General features: G+C 64.1%; 12 protein-coding genes and 4 pseudogenes. 11 read left to right on the forward strand and 5 right to left on the reverse strand.

Going from position 1 to position 17,162, the window contains the following annotated elements:
* Positions 1 to 190: 190 nt before the first annotated feature.
* A complete protein-coding gene (locus tag BLV20_RS29985; protein WP_007930804.1) occupies positions 191 to 865 on the reverse strand; it encodes a heavy metal response regulator transcription factor in 675 nt (224 codons plus the stop codon).
* 386 nt (positions 866 to 1,251) lie between these two features.
* On the opposite strand from BLV20_RS29985, the gene BLV20_RS29990 reads away from it, so the two are divergent.
* The 5 genes from BLV20_RS29990 (at position 1,252) to BLV20_RS30005 (ending at position 7,886) form a co-directional block, all read left to right on the forward strand.
* Positions 1,252 to 2,517 carry a TolC family protein gene (locus tag BLV20_RS29990; RefSeq protein WP_092305977.1) on the forward strand — a complete coding sequence of 422 codons (1,266 nt, stop codon included), beginning with the start codon at positions 1,252 to 1,254 and terminating at the stop codon, positions 2,515 to 2,517.
* A complete protein-coding gene (locus BLV20_RS31535; protein WP_175540285.1) occupies positions 2,514 to 2,669 on the forward strand; it encodes a hypothetical protein in 156 nt (51 codons plus the stop codon). Before BLV20_RS29990 ends, BLV20_RS31535 begins: the two co-directional genes overlap by 4 nt.
* Before the next feature lie 51 nt (positions 2,670 to 2,720).
* Positions 2,721 to 3,953, forward strand: coding sequence for an efflux RND transporter periplasmic adaptor subunit (locus tag BLV20_RS29995; protein WP_092305978.1), 1,233 nt, complete (start codon positions 2,721 to 2,723; stop codon positions 3,951 to 3,953).
* A 35-nt stretch (positions 3,954 to 3,988) separates the two neighbouring features.
* Entirely contained in the window at positions 3,989 to 7,153 is a 3,165-nt protein-coding gene (locus BLV20_RS30000) for an efflux RND transporter permease subunit (protein ID WP_092305979.1), read from the forward strand.
* 274 nt (positions 7,154 to 7,427) lie between these two features.
* Positions 7,428 to 7,886 carry an REP-associated tyrosine transposase gene (locus tag BLV20_RS30005; RefSeq protein ID WP_092305980.1) on the forward strand — a complete coding sequence of 153 codons (459 nt, stop codon included), beginning with the start codon at positions 7,428 to 7,430 and terminating at the stop codon, positions 7,884 to 7,886.
* A gap of 663 nt (positions 7,887 to 8,549) precedes the next feature.
* On the opposite strand, the gene BLV20_RS30010 is transcribed toward BLV20_RS30005, so the two are convergent.
* A complete protein-coding gene (locus BLV20_RS30010) occupies positions 8,550 to 9,878 on the reverse strand; it encodes an OprD family porin (RefSeq protein WP_092305981.1) in 1,329 nt (442 codons plus the stop codon).
* Between the two features lie 333 nt (positions 9,879 to 10,211).
* Here BLV20_RS30010 and BLV20_RS30015 point away from each other — a divergent pair, with 333 nt between their 5' ends.
* Positions 10,212 to 10,544, forward strand: a complete 333-nt coding sequence (locus BLV20_RS30015) for a DUF2790 domain-containing protein (RefSeq protein ID WP_092305982.1) — start codon at positions 10,212 to 10,214, stop codon at positions 10,542 to 10,544.
* A 209-nt stretch (positions 10,545 to 10,753) separates the two neighbouring features.
* Here BLV20_RS30015 and BLV20_RS30020 read toward each other — a convergent pair whose 3' ends face one another.
* The gene (locus tag BLV20_RS30020; protein WP_092305983.1) at positions 10,754 to 11,263 is read right to left on the reverse strand and encodes a RidA family protein; all 510 of its coding nucleotides are present in this window, start codon (positions 11,261 to 11,263) and stop codon (positions 10,754 to 10,756) included.
* Positions 11,264 to 11,568: 305 nt separating this feature from the next.
* Between BLV20_RS30020 and BLV20_RS32195 the strand changes: the two are divergent.
* The 4 pseudogenes from BLV20_RS32195 to BLV20_RS32210 form a co-directional block, all read left to right on the forward strand.
* A pseudogene (locus tag BLV20_RS32195) lies at positions 11,569 to 12,207 on the forward strand (PAS domain-containing protein); the annotation flags it as partial.
* A 156-nt stretch (positions 12,208 to 12,363) separates the two neighbouring features.
* Positions 12,364 to 12,795: pseudogene (locus BLV20_RS32200) on the forward strand (methyl-accepting chemotaxis protein); the annotation flags it as partial.
* Positions 12,796 to 13,002: 207 nt separating this feature from the next.
* Positions 13,003 to 13,776 (forward strand): annotated as a pseudogene (locus tag BLV20_RS32205) (PAS domain-containing protein); the annotation flags it as partial.
* A 108-nt stretch (positions 13,777 to 13,884) separates the two neighbouring features.
* Positions 13,885 to 14,319: pseudogene (locus tag BLV20_RS32210) on the forward strand (methyl-accepting chemotaxis protein); the annotation flags it as partial.
* Between the two features lie 29 nt (positions 14,320 to 14,348).
* Here BLV20_RS32210 and BLV20_RS30035 read toward each other — a convergent pair.
* Together BLV20_RS30035 and BLV20_RS30040 are read right to left on the reverse strand one after the other, a co-directional pair.
* A complete protein-coding gene (locus BLV20_RS30035) occupies positions 14,349 to 15,269 on the reverse strand; it encodes a LysR family transcriptional regulator (RefSeq protein ID WP_092305985.1) in 921 nt (306 codons plus the stop codon).
* Positions 15,270 to 15,462: 193 nt separating this feature from the next.
* The gene (locus tag BLV20_RS30040; protein WP_092305989.1) at positions 15,463 to 16,236 is read right to left on the reverse strand and encodes an SDR family oxidoreductase; all 774 of its coding nucleotides are present in this window, start codon (positions 16,234 to 16,236) and stop codon (positions 15,463 to 15,465) included.
* A 182-nt stretch (positions 16,237 to 16,418) separates the two neighbouring features.
* Between BLV20_RS30040 and BLV20_RS30045 the strand changes: the two genes are divergently transcribed.
* Positions 16,419 to 17,033, forward strand: a complete 615-nt coding sequence (locus tag BLV20_RS30045) for a flavin reductase family protein (protein ID WP_092305986.1) — start codon at positions 16,419 to 16,421, stop codon at positions 17,031 to 17,033.
* Positions 17,034 to 17,162: the final 129 nt, after the last annotated feature.

Here is a 17,162-nt window from a genome sequence, read left to right on the forward strand (position 1 = left end):
CGGCAGCGGCTACACCGATCGCATGTACCGAACTATCGGGTTGCACCCTGTAGCCGCTGCCGAGCCCCGCGAGGCTGCGATCGACCGCGAAGCGGGCGTCGCCTTCAAAATCGCTGGAGGTCCTTCGGACCTATCGCAGCCTGCGGCAGCGGCTACATGTGCAATGGCATCTGGGGCGGCACCCGCGCTGTCAGTCGCGCTCTTCGAGCACGTAGCCGACGCCGCGCAGGGTGTGGATCAGTTTGCTTTCGAACGGGTCGTCGATCTTGGCTCGCAGGCGGCGGATCGAGACTTCCACCACGTTGGTGTCGCAATCAAAATTCATGTCCCACACGAACGAGATGATCTGCGTGCGCGACAGCACCACGCCGCTCTGGCGCATCAACAGGTGTAACAGGGCGAATTCCTTGGTGGTCAGGTCGATGCGCTGTTTGCCGCGAAAGGCCCGGTGGCGGCCCTGGTCCAGCTCCAGGTCGGCCACCCGCAACACGTCGGGCGTCGGCGACTGCTCGCTGCGCCGCAACAAGCTGCGCACCCGCGCCAGCAACTCGGGGAACTCGAAGGGCTTGACCAGGTAATCGTCGGCACCCAGGTCCAGGCCCTTGATCCGGTCCACCAGCCGCCCCTGGGCGGTGAGCATCATGATCCGCGTATTGCTGTTCTGGCGAATGCGCTGCAACACCCCCCAACCGTCCAGCTCCGGCAGATTGACGTCGAGAATCACCAGGTCGTAGGCGTGCTGGCGAGTCAGGTGCAGGCCGTCGGCGCCGTTATTGGCGCAATCGACGACATAGCCGCTTTCGCTCAATCCCTGATGCAAGTAGTCGGCGGTTTTCGGTTCATCCTCGATCACCAGAATGCGCATGCTGAATTAGCCTCGGTGTTTAAAACAATCAGAAGGTCCATAACTTCGCTGGAAGTAACGGACGGAGTGATTCAACTTTCAAAGTGTTGAAGTGTTATGCGGGAAGAGTTGTTTCTCTATATTTCAAGTTCTGGATTTGTTGCACTCTGCTCGTGGTTCGATGGTCGGGATGTTAATGCATAAGCCCGTGGCAGAGCGCTGGCTAACGGATTTGTAATCTTTGCGCCACCCTGTCGATAAGTACCGAACGCTACATTTGGCCGGCACTAAATACTCACCTGTTAGTTGTTGTATGGGTGGAGTGTGAATGCGCCGTGGAGGTTCAACTTCCTCGCGCCGCAGAGCCTCCGCCGTAATTCTGTACCGGTAAGAGGCCAGAACGCGTTATGCCGAACCCCCTTAAAAAACTTGCCTGGCTACTCGGGGCATTGTCCGCTGTCCTGTTGTTGGCCAGTGCCGAGCTGCAAGACGCCGCGGCGGCCGAGAGCCAGGTGCTGAGCCTCGACGATGCCCTGGCGGATGCCTTTGCCAACAACCCCGAACTGGCGGCCGCGCGCTGGGAAACCGAGATTGCCCAGGGTGGCCGGCAACAGGCCGGGCTGATCCCCAACCCGGTGCTGTCCTGGGACGCCGAAGACACCCGCCGCAGCTCGCGCACCACCACCGTCACGCTCAGCCAGACCCTGGAGCTGGGCGGCAAGCGCGGCGCGCGCATCGATGTCGCCAGCCGTGCCCAGGACGCCGCGGCGCTGGAGCTGGAACGCCAGCGCAACCAGCTGCGCGCCGATGTGATCGCCGCCTTCTACGGTGCCTTGCGCGCCCAGGAGCGCAGCGAGCTGGCCGGCCGCTCCCTGGCCCTGGCCGAGCGCGGGCTGACGGTGGCCAAGGGGCGGGTGAGCGCGGGCAAGGCCTCGCCCGTGGAGGCCACCCGCGCCCAGGTCCAGCTCTCGGAAGTGCGTCTGGAACTGAGCCGCGCCGAAATGGACCGGGCCAACGCCTACCGACAACTGGCGACCGTGACCGGGGCCGCCGCCATCGGCTTCAACGCCGTCGCGGAACCGTCCAGCGGGCTGCCGGCGCTACCGCCCTCGGCGCAATTGCTGGCGCGGTTGCAGCAGACCACCGAGCTGCGCCTGGCCGAGATGCAAGTGGTGCAGCGCGAAGCCGCCCTGGGGCTGGAAAAGACCCAGCGTATTCCCGACCTCGATATCAGCGTGGGCAGCCAGTACGACGCCAGCGTGCGCGAGCGAGTCAACCTGGTCGGGGTGTCGATGCCGCTCCCGCTGTTCAACCGAAACCAGGGCAACGTGCTGTCGGCAGCGCGTCGCGCCGATCAGGCCCGGGACTTGCGCAACGCCGTGGAGCTGCGCCTGCGCAGCGAAACCCGTCAGGCCCTCGACCAATGGAGCACCGCCAGCAGTGAAGTGCAGTCATTCAACCAGGTGATCCTGCCGGCTGCGCAAAGCGCCGTGGACACCGCCACCCGAGGCTTCGAGATGGGCAAGTTCAACTTCATCGAGGTGCTCGACGCCCAGCGCACGTTGATCAGCGCCCGCACCCAGTACATCGCCGCCGTGGCCCAGTCCACCGAGGCCTGGGTGCGCATCGAACGCATCTACGGCGATCTCGCCGGCCCCGATCGCACGTTGTGAAAGCGCCGTTGTTCGCCCTGTGCCTGGGCGCGCTGCTGGTCACCGATTGCAGCGGGCCGGCGCCGAGCCGGGTCGAGGAAGGCGCATCCCATTGGTGCGTGCATGAACTGCACCGGGCGCTCGGCGATTTCTTTTTCCCACAAACCTCATGACGCGTCGCTGTTGCCGGACGGCGTGTCGAGTCGATTTTTTCAGGAGCATGCATGGACAAGAAACGAAGCACGGCCTTGGCGCTGGCCGTGGCGGTCGCGCTCGGCGTGGCCGGGCTGATGTGGCAGGAGCTGTTCCAGGCGGCGCCGGTGGCCGCGCAGGCGAAACCGGCGGCCAAGGCCGACACGCACCAGGACGGCGAGGCGCATCAGGCAGGCGAAGAGGGGCAAGCGGAAGGGGAAGAGCATGCCGAGGAAGAGGGCAAGGTCGAGCTCAGCGCCGAGCAGATCAAGGCCGCCGACATCCAGCTGGTCGAAGCCGCGCCGCGGGATCTCAGCAGCTTGCTGACGCTGCCGGGGGAGGTGCGCTTCGACGAGGACCGCACCTCGCACATCGTGCCGCGCGCGGCCGGGGTGGTGGAGTCGGTGGCGGTCAATCTCGGCCAGGCGGTGAAGAAGGGCGAGCTGCTGGCGGTGATCGCCAGCCAGCAGATCTCCGACCAGCGCAGCGAACTGGCCGCCGCCCAGCGCCGGGTCGAGCTGGCGCGCACCACCTTCCAGCGCGAGCGCCAGTTGTGGGTCGACCAGATCTCCGCCGAGCAGGATTACCTGCTGGCGCGGCAAAGCCTGCAAGAGGCCGAAATCGCCCTGAACAACGCCCGGCAAAAGATGAACGCCTTGAGCGGCAGCGCGGTGCTGGCAGGCGGCAACCGCTATGAAATGCGCGCGCCGTTCGACGGCGTGGTGGTGGAAAAACACCTGAGCGTCGGCGAGGTGGTGGGCGAGAGCAGCGCTGCCTTCACCCTGTCCGACCTGTCGCGGGTCTGGGTCACCTTCGGCGTGTTTCCCAAGGACCTGAACAAGGTCCGGGTCGGCAAGCCGGTGCGGGTGCAATCCACGGAGCTGGGCACCCAGGTGCAGGGCACGGTGGCCTATGTCGGCAGCCTGCTGGGCGAGCAGACCCGGACCGCCACGGTGCGGGTCACCGTGCCTAACCCGGACGACGTCTGGCGGCCGGGGCTGTTCGTCTCGGTGCAAGTGGCGACCGACACCTACCAGGCCGGCGTGACCGTGCCGCAGAGCGCGATCCAGACCGTGGAAGACAAACCCTCGGTGTTCGTGCGCGTCGCCGACGGTTTCCAGGCCACGCCCGTGGTGCTGGGCGGTAACGAAGACGGCTTCGTCGAGATCCGCGAAGGCTTGCGCGCCGGGGCCCGGGTGGCGACCACCGGCAGCTTCATCCTCAAGTCCGAACTGGGCAAGGGCTCGGCCGAGCACGGCCATTGATCCGCACTGAGTGTTTCCCTGGAGAGTGACTTCCCATGTTTGAACGCATCATTCAATTCGCCATCGAGCAGCGCATCGTCGTGCTGCTGGTGGTGCTGCTGATGGCTGCCGTGGGTATCGGCAGCTATCAGAAACTGCCGATCGACGCGGTGCCGGACATCACCAACGTCCAGGTCCAGGTCAACGCCAGCATGCCCGGCTATTCGCCGCTGGAAACCGAGCAGCGCATCACCTACCCGGTGGAGGTGGCCATGGCTGGCCTGCCAGGCCTGGAGCAGACTCGCTCGACCTCGCGCTCGGGCCTGTCCCAGGTGACGGTGATCTTCAAGGAAGGCACCGACCTGTACTTCGCCCGGCAACTGGTCAACGAGCGCCTGCAGGTGGCCCGCGAGCAGTTGCCCGAAGGCGTGGAGGCGAGCATGGGGCCGATCTCCACCGGCCTCGGCGAGATCTTCTTCTGGACCGTGGAGGCCGAGCCCGGCGCGCTCAAGGAAGACAGCACGGCTTATACACCGACCGACCTGCGGGTGATCCAGGACTGGGTCATCGCCCCGCAGCTGCGCAATGTGCCGGGGGTGGCCGAGATCAACACCATCGGCGGTTTCGCCAAGCTCTATCAGATCGCTCCGGACCCCAGGCGCCTGGCGGCCTACAACCTGACCCTCAGCGACCTGATGACCGCCCTGGAGCGCAACAACGCCAACGTCGGCGCCGGGTACATCGAGCGCAACGGCCAGCAGTTGCTGATCCGCGCGCCGGGGCAGGTGAAGTCCATCGAAGACATCGCCAACATCGTGATCAACACCGTGGACGGCACGCCGATCCGCGTCAGCAACGTGGCCACCGTGGACATCGGCCGTGAGCTGCGCACCGGCGCGGCCACCGAGAACGGCCGCGAAGTGGTGCTCGGCACGGTGTTCATGCTGGTCGGGGAAAACAGCCGCACAGTGTCTCGCGTAGTCGCGCAAAAGCTCGCCGAGATCAATCGCTCGCTGCCCAAGGGCGTGAGCGCGGTCACGGTCTACGACCGCACCAACCTGGTGGACAAGGCCGTGGCCACGGTGAAGAAAAACCTCATCGAAGGCGCGCTGCTGGTCATCGCCATTCTGTTTTTGTTCCTGGGCAATATCCGCGCGGCGCTGATCACCGCCATGGTGATTCCGCTGGCCATGCTGTTCACCTTCACCGGCATGTTCACCAACAAGGTCAGCGCCAACCTGATGAGCCTCGGCGCGTTGGATTTCGGCATCATCGTCGACGGCGCGGTGGTCATCGTCGAGAACGCCATCCGCCGCCTGGCCCACGCCCAGCAGCATCACGGGCGCATGCTCACTCGCTCCGAGCGCCTGCACGAAGTCTTCGCCGCGGCCAAGGAAGCGCGGCGGGCGCTGATCTACGGGCAGCTGATCATCATGGTGGTGTACCTGCCGATCTTTGCCCTGTCCGGGGTGGCCGGGAAGATGTTCCACCCGATGGCCTTCACCGTGGTCATCGCCTTGCTCGGGGCGATGATTCTTTCGGTGACCTTCGTCCCGGCGGCGATTGCGCTGTTCGTCACCGGCAAGGTCAAGGAGGAAGAGAACTTCGTCATGCGCGGCGCTCGCCGGGGTTACGAACCGGTGCTGCGCTGGGTGATGAGCCATCGCTCCCAGGCCTTTGCCCTGGCCGTTTTCAGTGTGCTGGTCTCGGGCCTGGTGGCCAGCCGCATGGGCAGCGAGTTCATCCCCAGCCTCAGCGAAGGCGACTTCGCCCAGCAGGCGATGCGCGTGCCCGACGCCAGCCTCACGCAGTCGGTGGAGATGCAGAAAACCCTGGAGAAAACCCTGCTGGCGCAGATACCGGAAATCGAGCGGGTGTTCGCCCGGACCGGCACCGCCGAGATCGCTTCGGACGTGATGCCGCCGAACATTTCCGATGCCTACCTGATGCTCAAGCCCAAGGCGCAATGGCCGGACCCGGGCAAGTCGCGCGAGGCGATCATTGCCGACATCGAACGGGTCAGCAACAGCCTGCCGGGCAACGTCTACGAGCTGTCGCAGCCGATCCAGCTGCGCTTCAACGAACTGATTTCCGGGGTGCGCAGCGATGTCGCGGTGAAGGTCTTCGGCGATGACATGGAGGTGCTGAACCAGACCGCCGAAGAGATTTCGCAGACGCTGCAGAAGATCGACGGCGCCGCCGAAGTAAAGGTGCAGCAGACCACCGGCCTGCCGGTGCTGACGGTGAATGTCGACCGCGACAAGGCCGCGCGTTTCGGCCTCAACGTCGGCGATGTGCAGGACGCCGTGGCGATTGCCGTGGGTGGGCGCAAGGCGGGCATCTTGTACGAGGGCGACCGGCGCTTCGACATGCTGGTGCGCATGTCCGACACCCTGCGCACCGATATCGACGGGTTGTCGCGCCTGCTGATTCCGGTGGCGGCAGCCGCGGGCAGCGTCAACCGGCAACTGGGTTTCATCGCCCTGTCGGAAGTCGCCAACGTCGAGCTGGTGCTCGGCCCGGCACAGGTCAGCCGCGAGAACGGCAAGCGCCTGGTGATTGTCAGCGCCAACGTGCGGGGCCGCGACATGGGCTCCTTCGTCGAAGAGGCGACCCGGGCCATTGGCGACCAAGTGAAGATCCCGACCGGCTACTGGATCACCTGGGGCGGCCAGTTCGAACAATTGCAGGAAGCCTCCGAGCGCCTGGAGATCGTGGTGCCGGTGGCGCTGCTGCTGGTGTTCGGCCTGTTGTTCATGATGTTCAACAACCTCAAGGACGGGCTGCTGGTGTTCACCGGGATTCCCTTCGCCCTGACCGGCGGGATCATGGCCCTGTGGCTGCGCGACATTCCGCTGTCGATCTCGGCGGGGGTGGGCTTCATCGCGCTGTCGGGGGTGGCGGTGCTCAACGGCCTGGTGATGATCGCCTTTATCCGCAACCTGCGAGAAGAAGGGCGGATGCTCGCCGCGGCGGTCAACGAAGGCGCGCTGACCCGCCTGCGCCCGGTGCTGATGACCGCCCTGGTGGCGTCGCTGGGGTTCATCCCCATGGCCCTGGCCACCGGCACCGGCGCCGAAGTGCAACGGCCGCTGGCCACTGTGGTCATCGGCGGCATCATCTCCTCCACCGCCCTGACCCTGCTGGTGCTGCCGGCGCTGTACCACTGGGCGCACCGCAAGGAAGAAGAGCAGGAGCTACAGGACCTGCTGAACGATTGATCCGCGACCGGCGTCAACCAACCCCGCCTGCGTCATACGCAGGCGGGGTTTTGTTTATCCAGAGGGCACGCCCCCTGTAGCCGCTGCCGCAGGCTGCGATAGGTCCGCAGGACCTCCAGCGATTTCAAAGGCGGCGCCCGCTTTGCGGTCGTTCGCAGCCTCGTGCCTCGGCAGCGGCTACAGGGATCTGGAAATATTTGCTGAAAGAGTGCTTCTGCAAGCGACGGTCTGGGCGTCTAGGTTGAGGTAAATGACTTGCATGGAGAGCAAAGGATTGCTTGTCCACTCCAACGGCTACCGTCTGCTCAAGGGACGAGTATCGGAAGCTGGCCGTATCTACTCGATTACCGTCGTGACCCACCAACGGCGCCCCTTGTTTCGCGATTTTCGTGTTGGCCGTCTGGTGGTTGACCAGCTCAAGCACATCCACCACGCCGATCATGTCCGTTCGCTGGCCTGGGTTGTCATGCCTGACCACATTCACTGGCTATTTGAACTGCGAGACAGCTCCTTGGGAGAGGTGATGTGCCGTTTCAAATCCAGAAGCAGCCTGCAGATCAATCGACACTTCAAGAGCCAGGGGCGCCTTTGGCAAAAGGGATATCACGATCGTGCCCTGCGCAAGGAAGAAGACCTGAAGGCCATCGCCCGCTACATCGTCTTCAACCCGGTGCGAGCGGGGCTTGTTCAGCGGCTTGGCGACTATCCACTGTGGGATGCCATCTGGCTTTGATGTGGGACGCTGCTGGAGGTTGGGGGATTTCAAGGGCGGCGCCCGCTTCGCGGTCGATCGCAGCCTCGTGCCTCGGCAGCGGCTACAGGTAAACGTACAGGTCAGGTACAGGTGCGGTGTAGCCGCGGGGAGGGAAACGGCGGGCAAAAAAAAGCGCCCCATGCGGGACGCTAAAAATTCATCTCTTTCCAAAGGAGCATTCGAAAAAACGCTTCAGAGATGAATGTGCTCAGGGGGCCTCAGCGGGTGGCTGTGCAGGCCCGGGATTGGGTGAATGTGTGGCGATCGGCGCTGCTAGCGTCACCGGGTTCTGGTCGCCATTGTGCTGTTGCTGGCCGAGCCAGAATTGTTCCAGGGCATGCCTGGCGCGTTCGCTACCGTTATCGCTGGGGAGCGCGCCGGGCAGGCCAGGCGGAGTCAGGTGGGCAGGCTTCAAAACAAGGTCTCCCGCAAGTGAGCTGGCCGTGGCGAAGCGCCGTCGGCTCGGGCATGCGGGCAAGTATACGAAGGCCAACCTGACGAGAAGGTGAGGGCAATATTACAGTTCTGAAACACAGGCGTCTGTGAAGAAGTTTTAACGTCGGGCGCGCCCGGTGCGGTGCGAAAAGTGGCCTTGGCGTGCCGGCTTTTCGTACCGCCCCTGCACTCGCCCAACGCGCGGGCTCAGAGAATGGCCAGTGGGTATTCGACGATCAGGCGGAACTCCTCCAGGTCGGACTCGAAGCTGCTGGAGCGCACTGTCGCCTGGCGAATGCGCAGCGACAGATCCTTGAGGGTGCCGCCCTGCACCACGTACTTGGCTTCGATATTGCGCTCCCAGCGGCGCTGGTCGGTCAGTGGGTTGCCGTCGGCGTCGCGGCGCATGTAGACCGCGTTGGCGTTGCTGTAGTCGGCGTCGCTGCCTTTGCCGTAGCGGGTCATGAACGACAGGCCGGGAATGCCGTAGGTCTCCATGTCAAGGTCGTAGCGCACCATCCACGAGCGTTCCTTCGGCGAGTTGAAGTCGCTGTACTGGATCGAGTTGTCGAGGAAGATCGAGTCCGACTGGCGCAGGTAGTCGAAGTCGTCGTCGCCGTTGTTGCGCTGGTGCGACAGCGACAGGGTGTGGGCGCCATAGGTGGCGCCGACCTTGGCGCTCCAGATGTCGTTGTCGAACTCGCCGAGCAGCTTCTTGCCCTCGTCCACGGCCTTGTAATAGTTGAAGCCGGCGAACAGCGAGAACTCGTCCGAGACCGGCCAGGTGGCCGCGGTGCCGAAGTAGTACTGGTCCCAGGCGTCTTTCAGGCGGCTGCTGTAGAGGCTGAAGCTGAGGTGCTTGTTCAGGCTGTAGTCGCCGCCGAAATAGGCGACCCAGGGCGAGTCGACCTTGCCGGCATAGAAGGTGGCGAAGCCGTCGCGCAGGCTGCTGCTGTCAGGCTGGCTCATGCTGTGCAGGCGTCCGCCCTGGAGGCTCAGGCCGTCGATGCTGGTGTTCTCGAAGGTCGCACCGCGAAAGCTTTCCGGCAGCAGGCGCGAGTCGCCGTAGTGCACCACCGGGGTTTTCGGGAAGACGTCGCCGACCTTGATCACGGTGTCGAGCAGGCGCATTTTCGCCGCGCCGCCGACCTTGCTGTAGTTGTCGGCCGGCTGGTTGTCGCTGTCCACCGGCAGCATGCCGAACGACCCGCGACCGCCGCTGCGGCCGCCGCCGGAATCGAGCTTGAGGCCATACATGGCAAAGGCATCGAGGCCGAAGCCGACGGTGCCCTGGGTAAAGCCGGATTCGAACTTGCCGATCAGCCCCTGGGCCCAGGCTTCCGAATAGCCGTTGCCGGTGGGGCTGGACTGGCCCTTGCGATCGTCGCGATTGAAGTAGTAGTTGCGGGCCAGCACGTTGAGGCTGCTGCCTTCGATAAACCCTTCGGGCTTGTCTTGCGCCGCGTTCGCGGCCAACGGGCTCAGCCCCAGTACCGCGGAAAACACGGACAGGGACAAGCGGGCTTGAGTACGCATGTTGTTTGCTCCTGGATAAGGGCAGCTATCAGCTGTTAGGTCGCCTGTGGCGTTCTTGTTAGTTGTACTCGCGAACCGCCTGGTTAACGGCTGGAGTCAGCGTCGATAGTTGCAAACAACAGATAACGCGGAGGTGACCCGGTTATTACAATTCTGCAAGGCTGGAAGTTGTAAGTTGTTTATGCTTAACGCCAAGTGCCTTGTTTTATATGGGGTTTGTTCGATGGCGGGAAATGCCCTGGTGTTTATTACATATAAGTAATGTGCGCGTGATCTTCCCGACAGGGTCCGCTGGTTATCCTCGTGGCAACTAACCAGAACGAGGAAACAGTCATGAAGTTGTTTAAATTGAGTATCGCCGCCTTGGTACTTTCCTTATCGTCCCTGGCCATGGCCGAAGGCGGCGGCGACCGCACCTTCGACCGCGCCATGCAGGCGAACGAGCGGGCCATGGCGGCCTACGCGGCGAAGCAGGGCAAGGAGGCGCCGGTGGTGGAAAACTATCGCTACGGCATGCCCCTGGACATCCAGAAGGTGGTCAACGTGACGCCGCCGGCCAAGGCCTGCAACCCGGTGCCGTCACGCATGACCTATGAGGATTCGGCCGGACAGCTCAAGACCGTGGAGTATCAGGTCATGGGCCAGTGCCGCACCAATGGCAGCTAGGGTCTGTACGAAAAGTGGCTGCGCTCGGTGATGCTGCGTTAAAAACAGGCTCGGAATGCTCATGTAGGCCCCTACAGTCGAACGCGACCCCGGCCGTTCCTCGCCTGTTTTGATTCGCTGCGCTCACCCTCCGGGCCAGCCTTCGGCTGTTACTCCCGTTGGTCGTTGCGCCTTGCCTGACCTTCGCTCGCCGACTTTTCGTACAGACCCTAATCCTCGGTGTCCTCATGGGGCGCGGGAAGCGGTTCGAGGGCCACGATCATGTCGATTTCCACCGCGGCGTTCTTCGGCAGCTGGTAGACCCCGAGCGACGTGCGGGTGTGCACCCCGGCCTCGGCAAAGATCGAATAGAGCACTTCGGAGGCCGCGTCGGCGACTTCGCTCTGCTGGGTGAAGTCGGCGGCGCTTTGCACATAGACGTTGAGCCGCAGGACTTTTTTCACCCGTTGCAGATCGCCGAGCAACTGGGCGAGGATCGCCAGGGCGCGCATCGTGCAAATACGCGCGGCATGCCGGCCATCTTCCAGCGACACATCGCCACCGACCCGCCCGACCACCATCACGGTGTTGTCGATGCGCGGGATCTGCCCGCTGACGTACACTTCGTCGCCGTTCTGCACCGCGGGCACATAGTTGCCACCGATGCGTATTTCGCCGTCAAAAGCGTGCCCCAGACGCGTTGCCACCTGGTCGAACAGGGCCTTGCGTGAAGCCTCCATAAATCCAACTCCGTCGATTGCCGTTGATTTTCCCGAACTCGACTATAGCCGCTCTTTCGGGGGCCGGAGCCTGGGCTGCAACCCAGCAAGACTGGGGCCTGAGGCGTTTCAAAGTTTTTTGCTCGGATATGTCTTATGGGGTCTTCAGAAAAATACTACAGCGCCGATGGCTAGAGACAATGCTGCCCCCCTTTTACTGCCCATCGGTGCATCCCATGTTCAACAAAAGCTTGAAGCAAGAGCTGTTGGCTCTACGCGAAGAACTCTCGAGCCTCCAGCAAGTGAAGGACAGTCTCGACAGTGAGATGCTGGTGCTGATTCTCGATCCCGATGGACGCATTTTGTCGGCCAACGACAACTTCAACCAGGAAATGCGCTACCGGAACAGCGACCTGGTCGGCCGCCACATCGAGGACATCGTGCCGGCCCACGTCAAGAGCGACGAATTCCACCACCGTTTCAAGGCGACGCTGACCCGCGGCGAACACTTTGCCGGCGCGGTCCGCCTGCTGCGCGGCAATGGCCAGGAAGCCTGGCTGCGCTCGATCTCCCAGCCGATTCGCGATTCCCAGGGGCGGATCAAGCAGTTCTCGATCTACTCCAGCGACCTGACCCGCACCATCGAGGCCTCGCGCGAGCATGAGAACCTGATCGGCGCGCTGGTGCGTTCCACGGCGGTGATCGAGTTCGACCTCAACGGCAACGTACTGGCGGCCAACGAGCGCTTCCTTCAGGGCATGGGCTACAGCCTGGCGCAAATCCAGGGCAAGCATCACCGCACGTTCTGCGAACCCGAGGAATACAACAGCGCCGAATACCAGGCGTTCTGGAAACGCCTGAACGCCGGCGAGTTCGTTGCCGGGCGCTTCAAGCGTATCGACAGCTACGGCCGCGTGGTCTGGCTCGAGGCCTCCTACAACCCGGTGGTCGATGCCAACAACCGGCTCTACAAGGTGGTCAAGTTCGCCACGGTGATTACCGATCAGGTGAACCAGGAGCAGGCGGTCGCCGAGGCGGCGAACATCGCCTATAGCACCTCCCTGCAAACCGACAACTGCGCCCAGCGCGGCACCACCGTGGTGACCGAGGCGGTGAACGTGATGCGCGACCTGGCCAAGCACATGCAGCAGGCCGGTGAAGGCATCGAGGCGCTGAACGAGCAGTCGCTGGTAATTGGCAGCATCGTCAAGACCATCAGCGGCATCGCCGAGCAGACCAACCTGCTGGCGCTCAACGCGGCCATCGAAGCGGCGCGGGCCGGTGAGCAGGGGCGCGGCTTCGCCGTGGTGGCCGACGAAGTCCGGCAATTGGCCTCGCGCACCAGCAAGGCCACCGACGAGATTGTCGGCGTGGTGCGGCAGAACCAGGACATGGCGCGCGAGGCGGTCGCGCTGATGACCGACGGCAAGGCGCAGGCCGAGCAGGGCCTGGCCCTGGCCGCCGAGGCCGGTACGGTGATCGTCGAGATCCAGGATGGCGCCCAGAAGGTAGTGGACGCGGTCGGCCAGTTCGCCAGCCAGTTGTCGAACTGAGGAGGGCCCGGCGCCAGGCCTTTGCGGGCGTGACGCCGGGCGGCCACGTTTAGCCCCGACGCCTGTGCTCTGCGCGCGGGCGTGTTAGGAAGTTTCCTGTCTTGCTCAAGGATAAATCCTAAAGAGCCCCGGGCGCGTCAAGAACCTCTTTGCAACGCCGATGGCGAGGCTGCAGCAGTCTCCAATCACAGGCTATCGGTGGGCCCTATGTTCAATAAACGTTTGAATCAGAAACTCCTCGCGCTGAGCGATGAGTTTCGCGCGCTTGAGCAGGTCAAGGAAGGTTTTGAGCGCACCCTGCTAAGCGTCCAGCTCGATCCGCAGCGGCGAGTCCTGTCGGCGAACCGTAACTTCACCCAGCGCATGCATTATTCCCCCGAGAAGTTGCTCGGTTGGCCCATCGACAATCTGCTGCCGGACGATGCCCGGCCCACGGAAGCGCATGCGCGTTTCATGACGGCGCTGGCCAACCGCGAACCTTTCGACGACACCCTGCGCTTGCGTCGCGGCGACGGCCAGGACGCCTGGCTGAGCGTGATCCTGCAACCGATCTTCGACTCCGAGCGGCAACTCAAGTCGTTTTCCCTGATCGCCGGCGACCTGACCGAGACCGTGCAGTCCGCTTGCGAGCACGACAACCTGATCGCCGCCTTGCTGCGTTCGACCGCGGTGATCGAGTTCGACCTCAAGGGCCGGGTGCTGACCGCCAACGAGCGCTTCCTCAGCTGCATGGGTTACAGCCTCGAGCAGATCCGGGGCCAGAGCCACAGCCTGTTCTGCGAGCAGCAGGAGTACGGCAGCCCGGCCTACCAAGCGTTCTGGGCACGCTTGAACGCCGGCGAATACGTCGCCGACCGCTTCAAGCGCATCGACAGCCAGGGCCGCGTGGTCTGGCTCGACGCTTCGTACAACCCGGTGGTCGATGCCAATGGCAGGCTCTACAAGGTGGTGAAATTCGCCACCCTGATCACCGAGCAGGTCAACCAGGAACAGTCCGTCGCCGAGGCCGCCGAGATCGCCTACACCATCTCGCGGCAGACCGACAGCAGTGCCCAGCGCGGCTCCTCGGTGGTAAGCCAGGCGGTGGAAGTGATGCGCGACCTGGCCAGGCACATGCAGCAGGCCAGTGACGGTATCGAGGCGCTGAACGAGCAGTCGCGGGTGATCGGCAGCATCGTCAAGACCATCAGCGACATTGCCGAACAGACCAACCTGCTGGCGCTCAACGCGGCCATCGAAGCGGCCCGCGCCGGGGATCAGGGACGCGGCTTCGCGGTGGTGGCCGACGAGGTCCGGCAACTGGCCTCGCGCACCAGCAAGGCCACCGACGAAATCGTCGGCGTGGTGCGGCGCAACCAGGACATGGCCCGCGAGGCCGTGGTGCTGATGGCCGACGGCAAGACCCAGGCCGAGCAAGGCCTGGCCCTGGCCGCCGAGGCCGGCACGGTGATCGTCGAGATCCAGGACGGCGCGCAAAAGGTGGTCAGCGCCGTCGGCCAGTTCGCCCATCAGCTGTCTGGCTGACCGTCTGCGATACGCACGGGCGAGGGCGGCTAGGTGTTGTTGCGCTGGCCTTCGAGGTGGGGCGCGACCAGGGTTTCGAACCATTCGATAAAGGCGTTCAGGCGGCGCGAGCGATGGTTGCGGTTGGGGTACAGCGCGGAGATCGCCATGGACGCGGCGCGAAAGCCGGGCAGGACTTCCACCAGCTCGCCACGGTCGAGCAGGTACTGCGCGTCGAAGCGCGGAATCTGGATCAGGCCCAGCCCGGCGCGGCAGCAGGCGATGTAGTTTTCGGCGTTGTTGACGATCACCCGGCTGGGCAGGTTCAGCTCCAGCTCGCGACCTTCGGCCAGGTACACCCAAGGCAGCTCGCGGCCGGTGCTGGGGGAACCATAGCCGACCATCCAGTGGCCGTCGGCCAGGTCGCCCGGGGTCCGGGGCTGGCCGTGCTGCGCCAGGTAGCCGGGGCTGGCGCAGTTGATCAGGGCCAGGTGGCCGAGGCGCCGGACGATCAGGCTGCTGTCGCGCAGGGTGCCGACGCGGATGACGCAGTCCACGCCTTCCTGCACCAGGTCGATGGAACGGTCGGTAGAGCCCAGCGCCAGTTTCAGGCCGGGGTACTGGTCGAACAAATGGGGCAGGGCGGGCGCAATCAGCCGCCGGGCAATGCGGCTGGGCACGTCGACATTGAGCCGCCCGCAGACGTCCAGCTGACGGGTGTGAAACAGCCGCTCGAGTTCCACCGCATCGCCGAGCAGCAGGCGCGCGCGCTCCAGCAGGATGGCGCCGTCGGCGGTCAGTTGCACCTGGCGTGTGGTGCGGTGCAACAGGCGCGTGGCCAGGGCGGTCTCCAGTTGCTGGACCGCCGCCGAGACGGTGGCCCGGGGCAGCTCAAGGGCATGCGCGGCCTTGATGAAACTGCCCATTTCAGCCACCTGGATGAACACACGGTATTGCTCGAGCTTATCCATGGAGGGGGCGTCGTTCCGGCGTGTTGTGCATATTTTCGGTAGGAGCGAGGCTTGCCCGCGATTAGTGGTTGTCTGACACAACGCTATCGCGGGCAAGCCTCGCTCCTACGCAAGCCTTTTGCAAACGCCAATCTACCTCGGCCCTTGGCGGATTACTCGGGTCGATGACAACCGTCGATCTGAAGGCCGGGCCTCACTTGGTGGCGTGGCCGCCGTTGATCAGCAGGGTCTGGCCGGTGATCCACCAGCCGTCGGTGACCAGGTGACGGATGAAGGGCACTACGTCCTCGATGTCGGTCAGGCCGGTCTTGCTGAAGCCGGACAGCGCCGCGGCGGCCTTGTGGTAAGCCACGGCGTCGGCGCCTTCGGCCGGGTAGAAGAAGGGCGTGTCCATCGGCCCCGGGCCCACGGCGGTGACCGAGATGCCGCGGGCACCGAACTCCTTGGAGGCGGCGCGAGTAAAGTGTTCCACCGGCGCCTTGGCCCCGCTGTAGGCGGCATAAAAGGGGGTGTAGGCGCCGAGCAGCGAGGTCACCAGCGACACCAGCTTGCCGTGGTCCTCCAGGTGCTTGCCGGCTTCCTTGATAAAGAAAAACGCACTCTTGGAATTGACCGCGAACATGTCGTCGTACTCGGCTTCGCTGATCTCGACTATGGGTTTTTTCAGGACCTTGCCCACGGTGTTGATGGCGATGTCGATCTTGCCGAAACGGGCCTTGGCGTCGCTGAACAATTGCTCCACCGCCGCGGCGGTGGTCAGGTCGGCCTGCCAGGCCTGGGCATCGACGCCCAGGTTCTTGATCGCCGCCACGGTGCGCTCGGCCTCGGCCTGGCTGCTGGCGCTGTTGTAATGCACGGCGATGGCCTGGGCGCCGTGGGCGGCGAGGTCCCGGGCGATCAGGCCACCGAGGTTTTTCGCGCCGCCGGCGATCAGTGCGACCTTGTCTTTCAACGAGTGGTTTTTCAAGGATTGGCCTGCCATGGAAAAGCTCCTTCAGCTGGTAAGGTGAAGGCCCAGTCTAAGCAGCCGCGAGCTGTGGATAAGCCCGGTCAATCTGGATGGATTGTCCAGGAAAACCGTCCAATCCCGATGGCTGCGCCGCAGCGCGATCTGGCTACAATCGAGTCTTTTTTTCTGGAGCCGTACCCATGAGCGCCATCCATCGTCACCCGGTTCCCCTGGCCAAGGCCTACCGCTTGCTCAACCACGGGCCGACCGTGCTGGTCAGCGCCGCCCATGGCGGCCAGCGCAATATCATGGCCGCGGCCTGGGCCATGCCGCTGGATTTCGAACCGCCGAAAGTCGCGGTGGTGCTCGATAAATCCACCTGGACCCGCCAGCTACTGGAAGCCTCCGGCACCTTCGTGCTCAACGTGCCCTGCGCCGCCCAGGTCGATATCGTGCAGACCGTCGGCTCCACTTCCGGCCTGGAACTGAACCGCGACCAGGGCCGCGACAAATTCCAGTTGTATGGCCTGCCGACCTTCGCCGGCGAGTTGATCGACGCGCCGCTGCTCGACGGTTGCGTGGCCTGGCTGGAATGCCGGCTGCTGCCGGAACCGCAGAACCATGAACGCTACGACCTGTTCCTCGCCGAAGTCATTGCCGCCCAGGCCGACGCGCGAGTATTCAGCGAGGGCCGCTGGCATTTCGCCGGGCACGACACCTTGCGTACCCTGCACCATGTGGCGGGCGGGCATTTCCTGACCATTGGCGATGCGCTGGACGGCAAGACCCTGGCCTCCCCTCAAGGAATGTCGTAACCCCGTAGCCCTGTAGCCGCTGCCGAGCGAAGCGAGGCTGCGATAGGTCCGCAGGACCTCTTGCGGACTCAAGAGTGGCGCCTGCTGCGCAGTCGATCGCAGCCTCGCGGTGCTCGGCAGCGGCTACGG

The sequence above is a fragment of the Pseudomonas sp. NFIX28 genome (assembly GCF_900107395.1).
Taxonomy (GTDB): Bacteria; Pseudomonadota; Gammaproteobacteria; order Pseudomonadales; family Pseudomonadaceae; genus Aquipseudomonas.